The organism is Streptococcus infantis (assembly GCF_001579645.1).
Classification (GTDB): Bacteria; Bacillota; Bacilli; order Lactobacillales; family Streptococcaceae; genus Streptococcus; species Streptococcus infantis_E.
In genome coordinates this window covers 156,569-176,842 of sequence record NZ_KQ970820.1, presented here as the reverse complement: position 1 = coordinate 176,842, position 20,274 = coordinate 156,569, and the positions used below count along the sequence as shown (strand labels likewise).

The following is a 20,274-nucleotide window of genomic DNA, read 5'->3' as shown; positions in this document are numbered from 1 at the left end:
GATACGAGAAAGAGGCTGGAAATGTTTCAGCCTCTGTTACTAATTACAAGGTGCGAAGCGCATCTTCTAGCACTGTTTTTTGTTGGGTTTGGCTATCGATTTCTTTGATAACACGAGCTGGAACACCAGCTACCACAACATTTTCTGGAACATCTTGAGTAACGATGGCACCTGCTGCAACAACAGAACCGCTACCGATTTGAACACCTTCGATAACCACAGCGTTAGCACCGATGAGAACATTGTCACCGACACGAACAGGCTCTGCACTAGCTGGTTCGATGACACCTGCAAGAACAGCGCCGGCACCTACGTGACTATTTTTACCGACAATAGCACGTCCACCCAGAATAGCTCCCATATCAATCATAGTACCAGCACCGATTTCAGCACCGATATTGATAACAGCTCCCATCATGATAACAGCGTTGTCGCCAATCTCAACCTGGTCACGGATGATAGCGCCTGGCTCGATACGAGCATTGATAGCACGTTTATCAAGGAGAGGTACAGCGGAGTTGCGAGCGTCTTGTTCAACAACATAGTCCTTGTTTTCTGTTAGTCCTTCAAGAAGTGGAGCGATATCTTTCCAGTCTCCAAAAAGAACATTCCCAAGCTTGATAACAGAGGCAGGGATAGATCCGGTAAGTTGCCCCTCAAAGGTCACTTTTACGCTTGTCTTTTTCTCAGCATTTGCGATAAATTGGATAATTTCTTGTGCATTCATTTTTGTAGCAGTCATAGGTGTCTCCTCACTCTTTGTAATGCTTACTATTCTACCAAAAAAGGCTTCAATTTTGAAGCCTTAAGTGTTAAAAGAAGATTCTTTCATTTTGTTTTTTGATTCTTCAATGGATAGAAAGATCATTGGGATGATAATCAAAATCATAGCCAGTAGCAGATACCCATCCAAGATTAAACCTAGAAAGAGAACGCTTAGAATAGCAGATGATAAAGGTTCGCTTGCACTGACGACTGACACCACCAAGGGAGAAACGAGCGAGACAGCCTTCATCGATAGGAAGAAAGCAAAGGCTGTTCCCAAAAAGGCAATAGTCAAACAAATACAGATACTGATGGCATCAACCTGGAAGCTAATCTTATAAACAGGGTAGAGAAAATTACTAAAAATCCCAGCGATAATCATTCCCCAGCCAACAGTAGGCACAAACCCATAATTTTTAGCAAAACGCTGGGGTAATATAACATTGAACATGACACCTAGTGCACTGAGAAGTCCTGTCAGTAAAGCAAGAGGAGTGATGGATAGCTTAGACAAATCTCCTTTGGTAGCCATCAAAAAGACCCCAACCATAGCGACCAAGACATAAAAAATAGCACTTTTAGAAGCTTTTTTCTTGTAGATGATGCGATTGTAAAAGAGAATAAAGATAGGACTGATAAATTGTAGGATGGTTGCAGTTGTAGCGTTGGAGTACTCCACACAGAGATAGAAGAAATACTGAACGGAGAAGATCCCTAAGATAGCATAGGCCAGAAAAGGAAGGTAATTGTTTCGATTTCTCCAGATCTCGAAAAGCTGGGACCGGAGTTTAAGGCTAGATAAGACGATTACGAAACTACCAGCGACGAGTAGACGCATAGAAGTAATCCACCCTGAAGATACTTGATAATGTGAAAAAAAGTACTCTCCTAAAATTCCGCAGATCCCCCAGATCAAGCCAGATAGGAGAGAATAAATGGTTCCCTTAAAAATATTCTTTTGATAGTTATTCATGTTGCTATTGTACCATGAAACGAAGAAAGAAAAAAGAGAGTTGAGAAAATCATTTCTTTCCCACTCTCAATGATTGTGCTAGTTAGCGCCGTTGATTACTACTTCTGTTATTGGAACTAGAGCTACTATTATTGTTCCCGTTACTATTAGAAGTATTATTACGATTATTACTATTATTGTTATTGTTGTTGTTATTTGATGAGGAAGAAGATGCTTTAGGCAGACTTCCTAAAATGGTGTTCCAAGCATTTTGGTAGTCAGAATCGCTTCCACCAATAGCAAATTTGTAGCTAGTAGTTGGAGCACCAGCTTGGTTTGCCCAGTAGCTAGTCACCGTTTCTCCGCTCAGATTAATTTCTTTTCCATTAATAGTCAACTTTCCTGGCTTTTGACCAGTTGATTTGAGGACTTGTGATGAAGTGACACTTGAATCGAGTTTGAAACGTTCTGAACCCCAAGCAGAAGGGGCTGCTTGCTGAATGGCATTTACCAGATGAGCCATATATTTTGCATTGCGGTAGTAAGCTCCCTGGGCTAGAGAACTGTTGTCGTCATGTCCAACCCAGCCTCCCAGAGTTAATCTTGGAGTAGAGACCATGAGCCACATATCTCCTTCTTCATTGCTTGTACCAGTTTTTCCGATCCAGTCAGCACCTGCTAGACTGGAATTGATAGAAGTCAGATCCGTTTGGAAGCTTGTAGTAACTCGAGATGAAAGTACATCTCTTAGCAAACTCTGCATAATGGTTGCGGTAGCTTTAGAGTAAACTTGGATAGGTTTAGCCTGATGTTCATAGAGAACCTCGCCACTCGTTTTCTCAATTTTTGAGATCATGTATTTCTTATGATAGGTACCATTGTTAGCCAGTGTTTGGTATCCATTGGTATGCTGGGCTACAGTAACTTCAATTCCTCCTCCCATAGGAAGACTTTCAATGCCGTATTCTGGGATTTCATAGCCCATTTTTTCCATGTAAGAACGGACATCAACCCCTTTTTCACGGAGCATTCGGTAGGTCCAGTAGGCTGGGATGTTCCAAGAATAGTTTAGAGCTTCTTTAAGGTCTATCATGGCTGTTCCAGGACTGTTGACATGCATGATCGGAGTTCCGTTAGAAAAGTTTGTTGGATAGTTAGAGAGGATGCTAGCACTTCCCATAAGCCCTTGGTCGATAGCAATACCGTAGGCCAATAGTGGCTTGGTAGTGGAGGCAGGCGAACGTTTGGTATCGAAGGCATGATTGTTTTGATTGGTCTGATAATCTCGTCCACCTACAAACCCTAAAATCGCCCCAGTTTGATTGTCCATCAAGACATTCCCAACTTCAGGTTGCCCCGAGCTATCATTTAGAAGGTATCCGTAGTTTGTTACGGCATTTTGCATAGCAGTATGAATCGTTTTATCGATGGTAGTTGTAATACGGTAACCACCGTTTTGAATTTCTTTTTCGGCCAATTCTCGATAAGATTTTCGGATCGATTCGTTCTGTAGTTCTTGGTCAGAAACATTGTCCTTTTGCACCAGATAATCATACATAATCTTGGTAGCCTCATCGAGTGCAGTGAAGTAGAGGAAGCCTTTAGAGGTAACGCTAGCATTTTCTGCTGGCAAGAAATCTTGCTTAATGTCATAAGCCTTGTAGGTTTCATAGTCTTCCTGGCTGAGGGCTCCTGTTCGATACATATTGTAGAGAACATCTTTGGAGCGCTTAATACCGAGTTCAATATCTTCTTCGCTCTTCATCTCACCAGTAGATTCATAAGGTGAGTAGGAAATAGGGCTTTGTGGTAAACCTGCTAGGAAAGCCGCTTGAGGGATGGTCAGTTTACTTGCATCCACCCCAAAAATCCCTTTGGCAGCCTGTTGAGCCCCTGCGATATTTTGACCTTTATTGTTACGACCAAAAGGAGCAACGTTGAGATAGGTTGTTAGGATTTCGTCCTTGCTCATAGCTCTTTCCAAGGCCAAGGCGTCAACGATTTCACTGGCTTTACGGGCAAGCGTAGGAGCATCACCAACTACTTGTTGTTTGATGAGCTGTTGTGTTAGGGTAGATCCCCCACTGGAAGAACCAAGTCCGATGAATTTTCCTAGACTGGCACGAATAACCGCTTTAGGAACGACACCGTTGTGCTCTGCAAAGTGTTCATCCTCGGTTGCAACGATAGCTTGCTTGAGGTTATCTGAAATGGCATCTGATGATACAGATGTGCGCAGCAGATCGCTTTCGATAGCGCTAATCATGGAACCATCTGCATAGCGGATTTCAGAGATAGATGAAATATTATTGACCTGATTGATCAAATCCTCCGTTTGAGGGACACTAACTTGATCAAAGAGAGAAACAGCATACCCCAAGGCAACCCCTGTTCCAAGGAGACCGCCAATAAAAGCTAGGATGAAAAGTGTGTTAAAAGTTGCTTTTATTCCAAGTAAAATCTTGGCAAATAAAGTCCAAATATCGAATGGTGCTTGCGTTTGCTTTTTCTTCTTAGAATTTTTTCCACTTTTTTTCTTAGCATTCATTTTAGAAATTGTTAATTTTAGAGACCCAAGTAAGGCCAGTCCTTTTTGTTTGATTCTTGTTACATGTTTGTTCATAGAATTCCTCACTCTTTATTATTATACCATAAAAGCAATTATTGCAAGAAATTAGGCTTAGAACAAGGCTTTGGATAGGGATTGGAGTTCGAAATTTAGACATTGAAAAAGCCAGATTTAAGCTAAATCTGACTGTTTGACAAATTGTTTATTTTTCTCCTGAAAGTTCTTTTCCTAGATCAATCAAGTAGTCCTTCAAGTGGTCTTTGACTTGTGGATGTTTAAGAGCGTATTCGATGGAAGTCTTCATAAATCCAAACTTATCTCCAACGTCGTAACGTGACCCTTTAAACTCACGAGCAAATACTCGTTGAGTTTTGTTGAGTGTATCGATAGCATCTGTTAGTTGGATTTCATTTCCCGCACCAGGTTTTTGACTTTCGAGGATGCCGAAAATCTCTGGTGTGAGAAGGTAACGGCCTATGATTGCTAAATCACTCGGTGCGTCTTCAGGAGCTGGTTTTTCAACGAAGGTTTCAACACTGTAAAGACCGTCATTTCCTTCACCTTGAGGAGCGATGACTCCGTATGAAGAAACTTCCTCATGTGGGACAGGCATGACGGCGATAGTAGAAGCATGAGTCTTCTCATAATCGTTCATGAGTTGCTTGGTCAGTGGAACAGCCTTGTCATCTGTGATATCCATGAGGTCATCTCCAAGCATAACCACAAATGGTTCATTCCCGACGAAAGCTTTGGCTTGTAAGACGGCATCTCCAAGTCCACGTGGGTGTGTTTGACGGATGAAGTGAAGGCGCATGCCAGTTGTTTCGTCAACTAGTTTCAAAAGGTCGGTTTTTCCTTTTTCCTTGAGGTTGTATTCTAGTTCGAAGTTTGAGTCAAAATGGTCTTCGATAGAACGTTTTGACTTTCCTGTTACCACAAGAATGTCCTCAATTCCAGACTTAAGAGCTTCTTCGACGATGAACTGGATGGTTGGTTTATCCACGATTGGCAACATTTCTTTGGCCAAAGCTTTAGTTGCAGGTAGGAAACGAGTTCCAAGTCCCGCAGCAGGGATAACGGCTTTTCTTACTTTTTGCTTCATGAGCTTCCTTTCTAATGGTGACTAAGACCACTCGTTCTCTGCCTTGAACTCGTTACTCATGAGTTCAGAAACGGCATCCTTAATATTAACATTTTCATAGATAACTTGGTAAATGGCTTGGGTAATAGGCATATAAACTCCTAGTTCTTGTGCTAATTCGTAAGCAGCTTTGGTTGTTGAAATTCCTTCAATGACCATTCCCATATTTGCTTCGATATCTGCCAAGGCTTCGCCACGCCCAAGAGCATCTCCAGCACGCCAGTTACGTGAGTGGACAGAAGTTCCGGTAACGATTAAATCCCCAACTCCAGAAAGACCACTGTAAGTTAATGGATTTGCTCCAAGTTTAACCCCCAGACGAGTAATTTCTGCCAGACCTCGCGTGATAATAGCAGCTTTTGCATTATCACCAAATCCAAGTCCATGAAGGGCACCTGCACCAACAGCGATGATATTTTTAAGAGCACCAGCTGTTTCCACTCCGATGACATCCGTATTGGTATAAAGGCGGAAGTAGTGGTTGCTAAAGAGTTTTTGAACATATTGAGCAGTTTGTAAATTTTTAGAGGCAGCCGTAATCAAGGTGATGTCGCGTACAATCGTTTCTTCCGCATGGCTAGGACCAGATACAACCACAATTTCACTACGCAACTCTTCAGGGATTTCTTCTTCTAGAATGGTTGAAAGGCGTTTGTGGCTATTGGGTTCGAGGCCTTTTGAAGCATGCATGATTACTACTTTATGATCCAAAACAGCAGCCACCTGTTGGGCCACCAATCTAGTCACTTTGGTTGGCACCACAAACAAGACAGCATCAACTTCCTTTAAGGTTTCTGCCAAATCATGATAGGCCACAATTTTATCGTCTAATACAGTATCCTTAAAATAGCGTTTGTTAGTATGTTGTATATTAATTTCATCAATTTGATCAGGAATATTTCCCCAGATACGTACTTGGTGTCCGTTGTCATTAAGAACTTGTGACAGAGCAGTACCCCAAGAACCAGGCCCTAAAACAGCGATGGTTTGTTTGTCCATATTTTCCTCCTTCTGAGAAAGCACTTTCCTATATTCTACCATAAAAAGCCCTATCTTGCATCTATATAACTAACTAAGATATGTCCTATTGATAGGAATCTGTATTTATCGAAGGTGATGATTCGGGAAAATCAAAAGTAGAGATATAAAAAAACAGCCAGGGGGAATTGGCTGTTTTAGTAGGAAAAAAACTAGAGCGTAATGCTGTTATTTTTAGAAATTTTCATAAATAGTAACAAGGAAGTAACTGTTAAGATGGTGAGGATAGTAGACAAGGCTGCTGCCACACCATAGTTTCCACGAAGTACTTCAGTGTAGATAGCTACGGTCATTGTTCTAGTTTTAACATTATACAAGAGAATGGAAGTAGATAGTTCCGAAATCATTGTTACCCATGAAAGGATTGCTCCTGAGATGATACCTGAAAGCATCATTGGGGTTGTGATTTTAGTAAAGGTATTGAGACGGCTACTTCCCAAGCTTTCTGCTGCTTCTTCGATACTAGGGGCAATTTGTTGCAAACTAGCAACTGAAGAGCGGATAGTATAAGGAAGTCTTCTTACAGATAAGGACATAATCAAGATGAAGGCTGTTCCTGTAATCATCAGGAAACCACTTCCGAAGAGGCCTGTATTGAATGAAGAGATAAAGGCAATACCAAGTACAGTTCCTGGTACGATATAAGGTACCATACTAAGACTATCGATTAAGTTGGTAAATAGGTTGCGTTTGCGAACTGCAAGATAGGATATGAAGGTCGCAAAGACAACAACGAGAACCAAGGCAAGGAGAGGGATACGAATGGTATTAAAAATAGCAGAGCCCATGCGGTTAAAAGCAGTCTTATAGCTGTTTAGTGAATATCCTTTGACGAAAACCATACCTGATGTTTTCAGGAAGGATGTGTAAATCAAGTAAACTTGAGGCAAAACAGAGAATAAGATAATGCCATAAACTGTCACATAAATAGCAGCCATCTTCCCTTTTGTCGTTTTCTTAGGTTCAATTGGATGAAGCGAGTTCATACTGAAACTGTAGCGATTTGAAACGTACTTTTGAATGAGGAAGATAACTAGGGCGATTGTAATCGCCATAATTGCTAAGGCTGATGCAAAGGCAGAGTTGCCTCCTACCTCACTGATAAACTGTGTATAGATCAAGACTGGGAAGGTACGATATCCCTCACCAATCAACATCGGAGTACCAAAGTCCGAGAAGGCTCTCATAAAGACGAGGAGTGCAGCTGCTAGTAAGGTTGGAACCAAGAGAGGTAAAACGACTGTTACAATTCGTTTTAGACCGAAAGATCCCATGCTTTCAGCAGCTTCCAAGAGGGAGTTGTCGATGCTCTTCATAGTTCCCGCTACGTAAAGAAATACGAGAGGGAAAAGTTGAAGTGTAAAGACAAGTACAATACCTTTGAAACCGTAGATATCAAGACCTGGCAAGTGCAGTGTGTTGGTTAGAAACTTTGTGATAACTCCGTTTCTACCAAGAAGTAGAATCCAAGAATAGGCACCTACAAAGGGAGCTGACATGGATGCAATGATGATTAAAATTTGTAAAAACTTCTTTCCCTTGAAATCGTACATGGAAAAAAGATAAGCTAGCAAGGTACCAACAACGACAGAGGTAATTGTGGCAGTTACAGAAACCTTGAAACTGTTGATAAGGGTTTCAGAATAGTAAGACTTGCTAAAGAAAGTCACAAAATTTTCTAATGAGAAATGACCTTCATGTACCAGTGCCTGTTTTAATACCGTAACAATTGGATAGACCAGAAAAACAAGATAAGTTAGGAAGATGAAGAAGGAAGACGCAGTCCAGATATTTAGTTTTTTACGCTCCATGGCCGACTCCTTTTATGAGATTACGAGAACCATCTTCAGAGAAGACATTGAGTTTTTGAGTGTTGATACGCAAACGAACGCGATCTCCTTTTTTCAAATCTTCTTCAAATGTAGATTCTTCACTTACTTGGATTTTTGAAGCAAACCCTGTCTCGATGAAGTATTCAGTATTGAGTCCAAGATAGACACTATCACTAATTGTACCGTCGATTGGTCCATTTTCGTCACGAATAAATTCTTCAGGACGAATGCTGACATGAATAGCTTGTTCTTCCACCTGGTCTAATGCTGGCATACGAAGAGAGTAACCATCTTCAAAGACGATGTAAGCTCCGTCAGCTTGCTTTTCCAAACGAGCAGGGATTATGTTTGTTCTACCAATAAAGGTTGCGACAAATTCATTTGCTGGCTTGTGGTAAAGTTCTTTCGGGCGTCCGATTTGTTGGATAACACCATCTTTCATAACGGCGATTTGGTCAGAAATAGCCATAGCTTCTTCTTGGTCGTGAGTTACGTAGACCGTTGTAATACCAACTTCGTGTTGGATTTCACGAATAGCTTGACGCATATCCAATCGAAGTTTGGCATCTAAGTTACTGAGGGGTTCGTCCATGAGGAGAACGCTAGGATTAACTGCCAAGGCACGTGCTAGGGCAACCCGTTGTTGCTGACCACCACTAAGTTTATCTGGTTTTCGGTCTGCATACTGGGCAATTTGCATCAACTCAAGGTATTTATTTGTTTGTTCGATGAGTTCGTCTTTTGGAACTTTCTTTTGCTTGAGTCCGAACGCTACGTTATCACGCACTGTCAAATGTGGGAAAATCGCATAGTTTTGGAAAACCATCCCAATGTTTCGTTTGCTAGGTTCCATGTTGTTGATTTTAGTATCGTCGAAGTAGAACTCTCCTCCTTCGATGCTATTGAAACCTGCAATCATACGAAGCAAGGTTGTTTTCCCACATCCTGAAGGCCCAAGGAGGGTGAAAAGGCTCCCCTTAGGAATAGTAACGTTTAGGTTTTCGATAACAGCTACATCGTGGTAAATTTTCTTGGCATTAATAATCTTGATCTCACTCATGGTCAACCTCTTTTACTGTTTAGATTGGATATCTGTAAAGATTTCGTTGTATTTTTTAACGATATCTGATTTATTTTTGATGACATAGTCATAGTCTTCAGTTAGTGTTTTAATTTGTTCGATTGGTTTCATATTTTCGCTAGTTTTAGCATTTTTACGAACAGGACGGTTAGTGGTTGTTGTACCAAGGGTGTCTTGGACTTCTTGAGAAATGATGAAATCGATAAATTTCTTAGCATTTTCCATGTTCTTAGCGTTTTTAATAATAGCAGCGCTAGCCGGTAGGAAGACAGTACCTTCTTTTGGATAAACAACCTTGATGTTAGCTCCGTCGTTTAGAAGTTTCACTGCGGGGTCTTCGTAAGAAAGACCAACAGCCATTTCTCCATCTGCTACAGACTTGTAAACACCAGATGAACTAGAGCCAATCTTACCATCAATCAAAGTAAAGAGATCTTTGACATAAGTCCAAGCCTTGTCATCTGTATAGCCACCTTGTGCTTGCAACATATTTGTTAGTTGAGCAAAGGCACTAGAAGAGTTGGCTGGGTCAGCAGTTGCGATTTTTCCTTTGAGTTCTGGTTTGATGAGGTCGCTATAACCTTCAATATTCATCCCCTTAGTTAAGTCAGGATTGACGATCAAAACGCTACCGTCTAATGTGTAAGGAGTTGAGTAACCAGTTGTATTTTGATATTCTTTGATTACATTATCGTTTTCCGTTGATACGTAATTTTCAAAAAGTTCTCCGTGAGTAGCATATTGGGTATAGGAACCACCAAAGATGATATCTGCCACAGGGGCTTCTTTTTCAGATTCTAGTTTCTTAAAGAGTTCACCTGTTCCGGCTTGAATGAGTTCAACCTTGATGCCATACTTTTCTTCAAAAGCAGGAATAGTTGCTCCAATCAATCCTTCTGAGTTTGGGGAGTAGACTACTAGAGTATCGCTTCCTCCATTTTCAGTTGCCTTTTCTCCCGAAGCGTCGTCAGAAGAGCAGGCGGTTAGCCCAAAAATAGCAAGTCCACACGCAGCATAATACATCCATTTCTTTTTCATGATGGATACCTCCATAGTTTTGTTACCTCTATTGTAAAGTAATGAAAGCGTTTTTAAAACTTAAAATTCTATCCTAATGGGGTAAAATTCTCTACAAAAAAGAAGAATAGTGTCTAAACTATTCTTCCAATGGCTTTTAACTCTTTTGGAGAGATATGAAAGTATTTCTTAAAAACTTTACCAAAATATTTATAGTCTGAGAAGCCGACTTGTTCAGCGATTTGACTAAGAGGAGAATCAGGATACTGGCTTATCTTTTCAACGGCTTGTTTTAAACGATACTGAAGAATGTATTCGTTCAAGGTGATAGGAAAATCCTCCTTGATAACCTTGTAGAGATAACTTTCGCTATAACCTAGATTCTCTGCAATGGTAGAAATGGTAAAGTGTTGGGAGTAGTGTTGGTGCACAAATTCGAGAATTTGTTGGATCAGTTGGTTTTGAGGATTGATTTTTTGAAGAGATGTTACAAAAGTCTGATAGTCTTGTAAAAATGGATTGGTTTGGTGTTGATCCATCTTGAGGCGTAGAGTTATTTTTTCTAAACACTCTGTTAATTCTGCGACATTTATGGGTTTTGGGAGGAAGTCCACTGCTCCGAATTGATGGCCTTTTTAGCATTTTGGAAATCATTATAGCCTGAGAGGATTACTTTTTCATAAGAGAGTGAACGGGTCGCTTCAAACATCATAAAAGCATCCATGATGGGCATGGTAATATCTGTCAGGACGATGTGTGGTTTCTCTTTTTGAATCAATTCCATGCCTTCTTGTCCGTGACTTGCAGTTCCAACAACTTGAATACCTAAGGCTGAGTAGTCTACGGCGATTTCAAGCCATTTTCGGATCAGGTGTTCGTCTTCGACAATGATTAACTTAAACATGCGTTCTTCCTTTCGTGACAAATTTTACCCAGGTTTCCCCTTTGGAGTTGACTCCCAAATCTAATTCTACATTTTCAAAAAAGTTATTCAATCGTTTGTAACTATTGACAATACCGTGCTGTGTATGTGGGCTGTCCAAGGATTCTAAGATATGTAGACGTTCTTGTTTGGTTAGACCACCAGCATTATCCTTAACGATAAAGGTCAGTGCTTCCTGCTCTTGAGTGATTTGGATAGAGATGACAAGGTCGATACGATACTGCCTTCCGTATTTTAGAGCATTTTCCACAAGTGGTAATAGGAAAAGTTTCGGAATAGTTTGGGAATGTAGATTCTCAGAACAGTCAATCTGATAAGAAAAATGTTCAAATCGAATCTGATGGATTTTCAGATAAGCTTCGATAATCTCTAGGTCCCGTCCAAGAGTCGTTTCTTTTTCTAGTTCAGTTACACTATATCGCAGGATGCGCGTGAGATTTTGAATAAGTTCTTGAGTAATACTAGCATCAATCATACTCGTGATTTTAATGGTTTCCAAGGTATTGTAGAGGAAGTGAGGATTAAACTGAGCTTCCAGCATCTTTCTTTCAAAGATCCACTTTTCCTTCTCAATGGTCAACATCTTTTGATGGAGCTCATCCAACTCTTGGAGCATATCGGTGATTTTCTCAGCAATCAGTTCAAATTCGTCCCCTGTCTGGAGGATCAGCTTCTTGTCCTTTTTCTTAGGAATTTCCTGCAGTTGATAGACTAGACTTTCAATAGGGCCGGCATTGTGCGTCGCAATTTTATAAGCAATTCGTCTCGCCTGCCAGAAGTATAACAGAAAGATACAGAGTGTTAAGACAGAAGCAAGTCCCAGTAAACTCGGAATGGGAAAGAAAGATTGAAAGGCGTAGATTGAGAAAATCGGTTCAATTTTACGTTTTTCAATCAGAAGTGGATTTTCAACATACCAATGGGTTTTAGATTGGAGTAATTTTTCATCAAATTTTTCCAGAGTCGATTGAGTAAATTGATTGGTATTGCTAGAGTAGATGTTTCCAAAAGTATCTGTAATGGCGTATTTTGAATTGATGAGAGGGATACTGGACACAAATTCATTTTCATTTACAAAAGAAATGCTATAAGCCTTAACTCGTTGATTTTGAACGATAGGCATAATGAAGAGTGCGTAATGTTGCTTATCTATTGACAAAGCAACCTTTTCTGTAATGGCTCCTTGAACCGGATTTTGAATTAACAATTTTAAATAATAAGGAGCTAAAATAGTTTCTTGATGGTTGCGATTGGTACTAAAGAGCAGTTCTCCTGTGTTATCAAGGATGATAAAATCAGAACTGAGTTTTAGTTGAGCTTTTGTTTCATAAAATAGACTAAAGAGTTCTCGGTCGGTGTGTTTACCCTCTAAAAATTCTGGGACCATTTTTTGATTCATGGTCTCCAGTAATTGATAGTTCGCTTGTTTCATATTACGAACATGTTGGACAATCTGTTGAGTGTCTTTGGTGAGCTGTTGCTTTTGAAGGAAATAGGAAAAACCAAACAAGAGAATGAGGAGTAAAAACGAGGTCGCTAAAGCAGCCAAAGAACTACGGTGAAGAATCTCTTTTTGGAGAGAATGTTTGAAAGAATGAGCCATAAATCACCTCTTATAAAGAGCTTGCTAAAGTAAGTATAGCAGTATTAAAAATGGAAGGCAAGGTGAAAAGAGAAAAGAGTTGAAAAGAAAGAGACTAAATTCCCCTAAAAATGGTATAATAGGAGCATCACGAAAATTGGAGAGACAGCATGAGTTTTTACAATCACAAAGAAATCGAGCCTAAGTGGCAGAAACACTGGGCTGACCATCATACTTTTAAGACAGGAACTGACGCATCAAAACCGAAGTTTTATGCATTGGACATGTTCCCTTATCCATCTGGAGCAGGTCTGCACGTAGGGCACCCAGAAGGCTATACAGCGACAGATATTCTCAGTCGTTTCAAACGTGCCCAAGGCTACAACGTCCTTCACCCAATGGGCTGGGATGCTTTTGGTTTGCCTGCAGAGCAATACGCTATGGATACTGGTAATGACCCAGCAGAATTCACAGCGGAAAACATTGCCAACTTCAAACGCCAAATCAATGCGCTTGGATTCTCTTACGACTGGGACCGTGAAGTCAACACAACAGATCCAAACTACTACAAGTGGACGCAATGGATCTTCACCAAGCTTTATGAAAAAGGCTTGGCCTATGAAGCAGAGGTACCAGTAAACTGGGTTGAGGAACTAGGAACAGCTATCGCCAATGAAGAAGTCCTTCCTGATGGAACGTCTGAGCGTGGAGGCTATCCAGTTGTCCGCAAACCAATGCGCCAATGGATGCTTAAAATCACGGCCTATGCAGAGCGCTTGCTCAATGACTTGGATGATCTGGACTGGCCAGAGTCTATCAAGGACATGCAACGCAACTGGATTGGTAAATCAACTGGTGCCAATGTCACCTTCAAAGTGAAAGGGACTGACAAGGAATTCACCGTCTTTACGACACGTCCTGATACTCTTTTTGGTGCGACCTTCACTGTTTTGGCGCCTGAGCATGAACTAGTAGATGCCATCGTAAGTGCGGAACAAGCTGAAGCCGTAGCAGATTACAAACACCAAGCTAGTTTGAAATCAGACTTGGCTCGTACAGACCTTGCCAAGGAAAAAACAGGGGTTTGGACTGGTGCTTATGCCATCAACCCTGTCAATGGTAAAGAAATCCCAATCTGGATTGCCGACTATGTTCTTTCTAGTTACGGAACAGGTGCTGTTATGGCTGTGCCTGCCCACGATCAACGTGACTGGGAATTTGCTAAACAGTTCGATCTTCCAATCGTAGAAGTGCTTGAAGGTGGAAACGTAGCAGAGGCTGCCTACACAGAAGATGGCCTTCACGTCAACTCTGACTTCTTGAACGGGCTTAACAAAGAAGACGCCATTGCTAAAATTGTGGCTTGGTTGGAAGAAAACGGCTGTGGTCAAGAGAAAGTTACCTACCGTCTCCGCGACTGGCTCTTTAGCCGTCAACGTTACTGGGGTGAACCAATCCCAATCATTCATTGGGAAGACGGGACTTCAACAGCTGTTCCAGAAAGTGAACTCCCACTTGTCTTGCCAGTAACCAAGGACATCCGCCCTTCAGGTACTGGTGAAAGCCCATTGGCCAACCTGACAGACTGGCTGAAAGTGACTCGTGAGGATGGTGTCAAAGGTCGTCGTGAAACCAATACCATGCCACAATGGGCAGGTTCAAGCTGGTACTACCTCCGCTATATCGATCCACACAACACAGAGAAATTAGCTGATGAGGACCTTCTCAAACAATGGTTGCCAGTAGATATCTACGTGGGTGGTGCGGAACATGCTGTACTTCATTTGCTTTATGCTCGTTTCTGGCACAAATTCCTCTACGACCTCGGTGTTGTTCCGACTAAGGAACCATTCCAAAAACTCTTTAACCAAGGAATGATTTTGGGAACAAGTTACCGTGACCACCGTGGCGCTCTTGTAGCAACTGACAAGGTTGAAAAACGTGACGGTTCCTTCTTCCATGTGGAAACAGGGGAAGAGTTGGAGCAAGCACCAGCTAAGATGTCTAAATCCCTCAAGAACGTTGTCAACCCAGACGATGTGGTGGAACAATACGGTGCTGATACCCTTCGTGTCTATGAAATGTTCATGGGACCACTCGATGCTTCAATCGCTTGGTCTGAAGAAGGTCTGGAAGGAAGCCGTAAGTTCCTTGACCGTGTGTACCGTTTGATTACAAGTAAAGAAATCGTTGCGGAAAACAATGGCGCTCTAGACAAGGTTTATAACGAAACCGTTAAATCTGTTACTGAGCAAATCGAGTCTATGAAGTTCAACACAGCCATTGCCCAACTCATGGTCTTTGTCAACGCTGCTAATAAGGAAGACAAACTCTATGTGGACTACGCCAAAGGCTTTATCCAATTGATAGCCCCATTTGCACCTCACTTGGCAGAAGAACTCTGGCAAACAGTCGCAGCAACAGGTGACTCTATCTCTTACGTAGCTTGGCCAACATGGGACGAAAGCAAATTGGTTGAAGACGAAGTCGAAATCGTTGTTCAAATCAAAGGAAAAGTCCGTGCTAAATTGATGGTAGCCAAAGACCTTTCTCGCGAAGAATTGCAAGAAATTGCTCTGGCTGACGAAAAAGTCAAGGCAGAGATTGACGGTAAAGAAATCGTGAAAGTGATTAGTGTACCTAATAAACTCGTTAATATCGTCGTTAAATAACCAATTTAGTTGCTGATTTTCAACCTCAAACAGTTTCCCAAGCTGTTTGAGCCAACTAAACTCGTAAATATCATTGTTAAATAAGAAATGAATCCTTCAGAGCTAAGCTTTGGAGGATTTTTAAATTGGATTATGCTATAATTATCTCAACTAAGATAAAAACACAGTTCTGGTTGGTAGTCCAGACGTAGGCAAGCCTATCAGTAACCTTCCTCCTTGGTTGTCCATTCTTAGGGATAGATTTAAGGAGGTGCTGTCGTGGAAACAATTTCAATTGGATTGACAGTTTATTTTGAAGATGGATTTTGGCATGGTTTGTTTGAACAAGTGTATCGAGAAACTTATCAAGTTTGTCGTGTGACATTTGGTCAGGAGCCAAAAGATGATGAAATTCTAGAGATTTTACAGACTCAGTTTACTCAATTATCTTTTAGTCCAGAAACTACAGTTAAGCAACATGTAAAAATCAAGAATCCTAAACGATTACAACGAATGGTGAGGAAACAAGTAAATCAAAAAGTTTCTTCCAAGTCGAAAGAACTATTGCAGTTGCAGTATGAGGAAAGGAAAAAGATTTCAAAACATCAATCTAGTGTCCAAAAGCAATTGCTCAAACAAGAGAAATTCGAACGCAAACAGCAAAAACGTAGAGAGAAGCACAGGGGGCATTAACTCACTTGTTTCCATATTTGATCAATCCTCCATAATCTGGAGGATTTTTTGTAGATTACCTGTGAGATGTGATATACTATTCACATCTTTAAACTTATAAGAGTGAGACAAGGAGAAAACTATGCCTGTAAATGAATATGGTCAGATGATTGGTGAACCTGTAGACGACACACCTGGAGTTTTACCGTCGCTTGTACGGATAGAAGGACAGTATACGATTATCGAAGCTCTGTCAGTGGAAAAGCATGCGGAGGATTTGCTGGCTGTTTATGGCCCAGATACCCCTCGTGACATGTGGACCTATCTCTTTCAACCACCAGTAGAAAATCTTGAAGAATTAATTGTTGCTTTAAAGCAGATGATTGAGCGCAAGGATCGCTTCTATTATGCGATTATTGATAAAGCGACTGGAAAGGCGCTGGGGACTTTTTCTCTCATGCGTATTGACCAAGCTAATCGCGTGGTTGAAGTTGGCGCGGTGACCTTTTCGCCGGCTCTTAAACAGACCAGGATGGGAACAGAAGCCCACTATTTGCTTGCTCGTTATGTCTTTGAAGAGCTTAACTATCGCCGTTATGAGTGGAAGTGTGATGCACTAAATCTACCTTCTAGAAAAGCGGCAGAACGTTTGGGTTTTATCTACGAAGGCACTTTCCGTCAAGCTGTTATTTATAAAGGGCGTACCAGAGACACGGACTGGATGTCTATGATTGATAAGGACTGGCCAAAGGTCAAAGCTCGTTTTGAATCGTGGTTGCGTTCGGATAATTTTGATGAAAATGGGCAACAAAAACAGAAATTGGAGAGCTGTTGGTGATATTTAGGACTTATGCCAAAGCGAACGTCTATTTTAAACCCTAATTCATCATTATCTTCTGATAAATTAGAGTTTTTAACCAGTCTCTTTTCTTGCATCTAACTTAGATAAGGAATCGTCGACCGTTTTCTCTGTCTTTTATAATCTTTTTGGAATAGGAAATGATAAGTCTTCAAAGTTTCTCTTTGGAGATTTTTTGAGGTTTAATATATAAGTTGCAATAATTAGTATACAGGTAACCTTATTTTGAAAAGGATATTATTTTTATGCATGTTTGACATTTGAAAGTTTTAGGTAAAGGCATAGATAAAACATGGTACTGTGAATTTACATTTTATTCAAAAAATGCTTTTTTTTAGGAAATATATTATAATAGTTTAAAATAAAAATATTAAGGGAGATTTCTTATGGCTAAGAAAATCAAGGATGAAAATGGGAACATTTATGTGAAAAAAACGCCTTTTTATAAAAAATGGTGGTTCATACTACTTGTTGTACTTGTTGCATTTAGTGCTATTAAAGGAGGAAGTGGAAATAATTCATCGAAACAGTCAACTCCATCCAATTCAAGTGTCCAAGCAACATCATCAGAAGAAACTGTTCAACCAAAGGCATCGGAAGAAACTAAAAATACAAAAGAAAAAACAGCAACTAAGGTAGAACATAAGATTGGAGAAGTTGTTAAAGTTGGGGATGTTGAATACGTTGTAAATTCAAAATCCCTATCTCAAAATGTTGGTGGAGAATATGGAAAAACTGCAAATGGTATTTATTTAATTGTGAATGTAACAGTAAAAAATACTGGTAAAAAATCTATAACAGTTACTGATGATTTCTTTAAACTTTTAAAAGGTGATACGGAGTATGCAACAGATGGTGCTGCTGGTTTGTATGCAAATGAAGAAGCAAAATTTTTCTTATCAGAATTAAACCCCGAAAATAGTATTACAGGAAATGTGGTTTTTGACTTAAGTGATGAGACTGCCAATGCTTCAGGTTTACAGTTACAGGTACAAACAGGTATTTGGGGAACTCAAAAAGGAAAAATTAGTTTAGATTGATAAAATAGTGAAAAATGCATAAGTTCAGTTTTATTACTATGAGTTTATGCATTTTCTTGTTTCTTATTTGATCTTATGTTATTCTTTTATGAGAAATTCAGTAATTGAAAATTCTGATGGAGGAAAGAAAATGATTTTCATTAGAAATCAACAATCCGTCGATTTAGATGACGTTTTGCATCTCTACCAGGCAGTTGGTTGGACAAATTATACCAATCAGCCTCAAATGTTAGCCCAGGCTCTGACTCATTCACTGGCCATTTATCTAGCGCGTGATGGTGAGAAAATCGTTGGTCTAGTTCGCTTGATTGGAGACGGTTTTTCTTCGGTTTTTGTCCAGGATTTGATTGTTTTGCCTAGCTATCAACGTCAAGGGATTGGTAGCACCTTGATGAAGCAAGCTCTAGCTGATTATAAGGATGCCTACCAAGTACAACTAGCGACAGATGAGTCAGAAAAGACTCTTGGATTTTATCATTCCTTAGGTTTTGAAACCTTGTCTAGCTTTCAGTGTACGGGCATGATTTGGGTGAATCGAAAAAATTTAAAATAATTTTTTCACTTAAGCTAATTTTAAGTCTGCCTGTGTATCATGTAATCATTAAATAAAGACCTCCTAACTTTATTTAATGGAAATCCTAAAACTTTTTTCATCATAATCTCCCTAAAGAAGTCACCAAATTCGGTGGCTTTTTTCTTGTTTGCTTTTAGCAATTTTTAATTAGTATTTATTATTTTTGTACAAAATTAAAAACTAGAAAATCTTAAGTTAATTTTAAGTTTACTTGTGTATTATGTAATCATTAAATAAAGACCTCCTAACTTTATTTAATAGAAATCCTAAACTTTTCTTTTTCATAATAATCTCCCTTAACTCCACCCAATCAGGTGGAGTTTTTTGGCTCTATTTCAGGCTTTTTGGGAATTTCCTAAAAATAATTTTCCGATATTTTCCGGTATTTTCGGATTTTGGTCGGGGAATTGGCGGGGACTTTTTGGGTTGGATCTTGGTAATATTCATTAACTTTAGTCATTTGAAAAAAAGTAAAAATAGTTAAGCTAACTTTAAGTCTGCTTGTGTATCATGTAACCATTAAATAAAGACCTCCTAATACTCTTCGAAAATCTCACCATACTTCGTTAGAGTCGACTTACCTAACTTTAGTTATGCTTGCGTCGCTCTGCCTAGTTTGATTTCGATTTTCATTGAGTAACCTTTATTTAATAGAAATCCTAAAACTTTTTTCATCATAATCTCCTAATGAAGCCACCAAATTCGGTGGCTTTTTTGTTTGATAAAGAAAAGTCTCCCTAGTGAGTCACTAAGGAGAGAAATGGCTAAGATTCTTTTTTGAGTTGTTGATTTCGATACTGTCTGGGAGTTAACTGGAAGTGTTGTTTGAATTGTCGATTAAAATTTGAGAGGTTAGTAAAACCGACCTGGCTTGCTATTTCTTGAACACTTTGATTGGTCTGTACGAGCTTTTCGCAAGCTTTTTCCAGGCGCAATCGTATGAGATACTCCATACAGCTTGTCCCAGTATGCTGTTTGAAAATATTCATAAAGTGATTTTTGCTATATCCAAACGTAGCAGCAAGCTGGTCAATTTGAATGGGCTCCGCATAGTGTTGCTCAAGATAGCTAATCATTTCTTTTAATTTCTGATATTTTTGATAGGTATCATCTGTATAGTGTCGATTGACATACCTATACTTAAAGAGAAGATAGAGAAATTCATAGAGCTTTGCCTTTAAAAGGAGATCATAATAAATACTCTGTTCTTCAAGGATAGAAAAAAGAGATAAAAGACAATCGCGAATCGGTTCATAGGCATGATCATCTGGTGAAATCCGAGGAGTGAGATAAAAATGCCCAGAGTATATTGGTTGAATATAGCGTTGGCTAAAGCTGTCAATTTGACTTCTACCTAGGAAGTCTAAATGAATACGAAAAACTGTTGAAATTTGTTCTTGATTTTCAATAGGGTAGATAGCGTGAGGAGACGTCGGCTGAATCAGAAAAATATCACCTTCATGACTTTCAAAGCGCTCAGAGTTGATATAGAAGGTAGCAGTTCCTTTTTTGACATAGACAATCTCGAGTTCAGGATGCCAATGATAAATGGGATTAG

17 protein-coding genes are annotated in these 20,274 nt (G+C 39.9%); 5 read left to right on the top strand and 12 right to left on the bottom strand.

Going from position 1 to position 20,274, the window contains the following annotated elements:
- Positions 1-43 precede the first annotated feature (43 nt).
- From dapD to SINDD18_RS06295, 11 genes are all read right to left on the bottom strand, one after another.
- Positions 44-742 carry a 2,3,4,5-tetrahydropyridine-2,6-dicarboxylate N-acetyltransferase gene (gene dapD, locus SINDD18_RS06345; protein ID WP_061863491.1) on the bottom strand — a complete coding sequence of 233 codons (699 nt, stop codon included), beginning with the start codon at positions 740-742 and terminating at the stop codon, positions 44-46.
- Between the two features lie 63 nt (positions 743-805).
- Positions 806-1,738, bottom strand: a complete 933-nt coding sequence (locus tag SINDD18_RS06340) for a DMT family transporter (protein ID WP_061863490.1) — start codon at positions 1,736-1,738, stop codon at positions 806-808.
- Between the two features lie 82 nt (positions 1,739-1,820).
- Positions 1,821-4,340, bottom strand: a complete 2,520-nt coding sequence (gene pbp1b / locus SINDD18_RS06335) for a penicillin-binding protein PBP1B (protein ID WP_081108278.1) — start codon at positions 4,338-4,340, stop codon at positions 1,821-1,823.
- A 148-nt stretch (positions 4,341-4,488) separates the two neighbouring features.
- Entirely contained in the window at positions 4,489-5,388 is a 900-nt protein-coding gene (gene galU / locus SINDD18_RS06330) for a UTP--glucose-1-phosphate uridylyltransferase GalU (RefSeq protein WP_061863489.1), read from the bottom strand.
- A gap of 21 nt (positions 5,389-5,409) precedes the next feature.
- A complete protein-coding gene (locus tag SINDD18_RS06325) occupies positions 5,410-6,426 on the bottom strand; it encodes an NAD(P)H-dependent glycerol-3-phosphate dehydrogenase (RefSeq protein ID WP_061863488.1) in 1,017 nt (338 codons plus the stop codon).
- A 191-nt stretch (positions 6,427-6,617) separates the two neighbouring features.
- Positions 6,618-8,276 (bottom strand): ABC transporter permease, encoded by a 1,659-nt coding sequence (locus SINDD18_RS06320; RefSeq protein ID WP_061863487.1) that lies wholly within the window; start codon positions 8,274-8,276, stop codon positions 6,618-6,620.
- Positions 8,266-9,357 carry an ABC transporter ATP-binding protein gene (locus SINDD18_RS06315; RefSeq protein WP_060955156.1) on the bottom strand — a complete coding sequence of 364 codons (1,092 nt, stop codon included), beginning with the start codon at positions 9,355-9,357 and terminating at the stop codon, positions 8,266-8,268. Before SINDD18_RS06315 ends, SINDD18_RS06320 begins: the two co-directional genes overlap by 11 nt.
- A gap of 12 nt (positions 9,358-9,369) precedes the next feature.
- On the bottom strand, positions 9,370-10,416 hold the full coding sequence (locus SINDD18_RS06310) for an ABC transporter substrate-binding protein (protein ID WP_061863486.1): 1,047 nt from the start codon (positions 10,414-10,416) through the stop codon (positions 9,370-9,372).
- A 113-nt stretch (positions 10,417-10,529) separates the two neighbouring features.
- On the bottom strand, positions 10,530-10,934 hold the full coding sequence (locus SINDD18_RS11690) for a helix-turn-helix transcriptional regulator (RefSeq protein ID WP_241497357.1): 405 nt from the start codon (positions 10,932-10,934) through the stop codon (positions 10,530-10,532).
- Between the two features lie 50 nt (positions 10,935-10,984).
- A complete protein-coding gene (locus tag SINDD18_RS11685; protein ID WP_061863485.1) occupies positions 10,985-11,299 on the bottom strand; it encodes a response regulator in 315 nt (104 codons plus the stop codon).
- Positions 11,292-12,941: a sensor histidine kinase gene (locus SINDD18_RS06295; protein ID WP_061863484.1), complete on the bottom strand. Its 1,650-nt coding sequence runs from the start codon at positions 12,939-12,941 to the stop codon at positions 11,292-11,294. Before SINDD18_RS06295 ends, SINDD18_RS11685 begins: the two co-directional genes overlap by 8 nt.
- 149 nt (positions 12,942-13,090) lie before the next feature.
- Between SINDD18_RS06295 and leuS the strand changes: the two genes are divergently transcribed.
- The 5 genes from leuS to SINDD18_RS06270 all read left to right on the top strand — a co-directional run bounded on the left by leuS (position 13,091) and on the right by SINDD18_RS06270 (position 18,695).
- Positions 13,091-15,592, top strand: a complete 2,502-nt coding sequence (leuS, locus tag SINDD18_RS06290) for a leucine--tRNA ligase (RefSeq protein WP_061863483.1) — start codon at positions 13,091-13,093, stop codon at positions 15,590-15,592.
- Positions 15,593-15,850: 258 nt separating this feature from the next.
- Complete coding sequence (locus tag SINDD18_RS06285; RefSeq protein WP_000447946.1) at positions 15,851-16,264, top strand: YjdF family protein; 414 nt, start codon at positions 15,851-15,853, stop codon at positions 16,262-16,264.
- A 121-nt stretch (positions 16,265-16,385) separates the two neighbouring features.
- The gene (locus tag SINDD18_RS06280) at positions 16,386-17,081 is read left to right on the top strand and encodes a GNAT family N-acetyltransferase (RefSeq protein WP_061863482.1); all 696 of its coding nucleotides are present in this window, start codon (positions 16,386-16,388) and stop codon (positions 17,079-17,081) included.
- A gap of 407 nt (positions 17,082-17,488) precedes the next feature.
- Complete coding sequence (locus tag SINDD18_RS06275; protein ID WP_061863481.1) at positions 17,489-18,142, top strand: DUF4352 domain-containing protein; 654 nt, start codon at positions 17,489-17,491, stop codon at positions 18,140-18,142.
- Positions 18,143-18,272: 130 nt separating this feature from the next.
- A complete protein-coding gene (locus SINDD18_RS06270; protein ID WP_061863480.1) occupies positions 18,273-18,695 on the top strand; it encodes a GNAT family N-acetyltransferase in 423 nt (140 codons plus the stop codon).
- 785 nt (positions 18,696-19,480) lie between these two features.
- Here the strand turns inward: SINDD18_RS06270 and SINDD18_RS06265 are convergent.
- Positions 19,481-20,274: AraC family transcriptional regulator (locus SINDD18_RS06265; RefSeq protein ID WP_065203270.1), on the bottom strand; the 794-nt coding region annotated here is incomplete at its 5' end.

Excerpts from the sequence above, each read along its gene's own strand:
- dapD (WP_061863491.1), bottom strand. The coding sequence starts at position 742 with ATGACTGCTACAAAAATGAATGCACAAGAAATTATCCAATTTATCGCA.
- SINDD18_RS06340 (WP_061863490.1), bottom strand. The coding sequence starts at position 1,738 with ATGAATAACTATCAAAAGAATATTTTTAAGGGAACCATTTATTCTCTC.
- pbp1b (WP_081108278.1), bottom strand. The coding sequence starts at position 4,340 with ATGAACAAACATGTAACAAGAATCAAACAAAAAGGACTGGCCTTACTT.
- galU (WP_061863489.1), bottom strand. The coding sequence starts at position 5,388 with ATGAAGCAAAAAGTAAGAAAAGCCGTTATCCCTGCTGCGGGACTTGGA.
- SINDD18_RS06325 (WP_061863488.1), bottom strand. The coding sequence starts at position 6,426 with ATGGACAAACAAACCATCGCTGTTTTAGGGCCTGGTTCTTGGGGTACT.
- SINDD18_RS06320 (WP_061863487.1), bottom strand. The coding sequence starts at position 8,276 with ATGGAGCGTAAAAAACTAAATATCTGGACTGCGTCTTCCTTCTTCATC.
- SINDD18_RS06315 (WP_060955156.1), bottom strand. The coding sequence starts at position 9,357 with ATGAGTGAGATCAAGATTATTAATGCCAAGAAAATTTACCACGATGTA.
- SINDD18_RS06310 (WP_061863486.1), bottom strand. The coding sequence starts at position 10,416 with ATGAAAAAGAAATGGATGTATTATGCTGCGTGTGGACTTGCTATTTTT.
- SINDD18_RS11690 (WP_241497357.1), bottom strand. The coding sequence starts at position 10,934 with ATGGATCAACACCAAACCAATCCATTTTTACAAGACTATCAGACTTTT.
- SINDD18_RS11685 (WP_061863485.1), bottom strand. The coding sequence starts at position 11,299 with ATGTTTAAGTTAATCATTGTCGAAGACGAACACCTGATCCGAAAATGG.
- SINDD18_RS06295 (WP_061863484.1), bottom strand. The coding sequence starts at position 12,941 with ATGGCTCATTCTTTCAAACATTCTCTCCAAAAAGAGATTCTTCACCGT.
- leuS (WP_061863483.1), top strand. The coding sequence starts at position 13,091 with ATGAGTTTTTACAATCACAAAGAAATCGAGCCTAAGTGGCAGAAACAC.
- SINDD18_RS06280 (WP_061863482.1), top strand. The coding sequence starts at position 16,386 with ATGCCTGTAAATGAATATGGTCAGATGATTGGTGAACCTGTAGACGAC.
- SINDD18_RS06275 (WP_061863481.1), top strand. The coding sequence starts at position 17,489 with ATGGCTAAGAAAATCAAGGATGAAAATGGGAACATTTATGTGAAAAAA.
- SINDD18_RS06270 (WP_061863480.1), top strand. The coding sequence starts at position 18,273 with ATGATTTTCATTAGAAATCAACAATCCGTCGATTTAGATGACGTTTTG.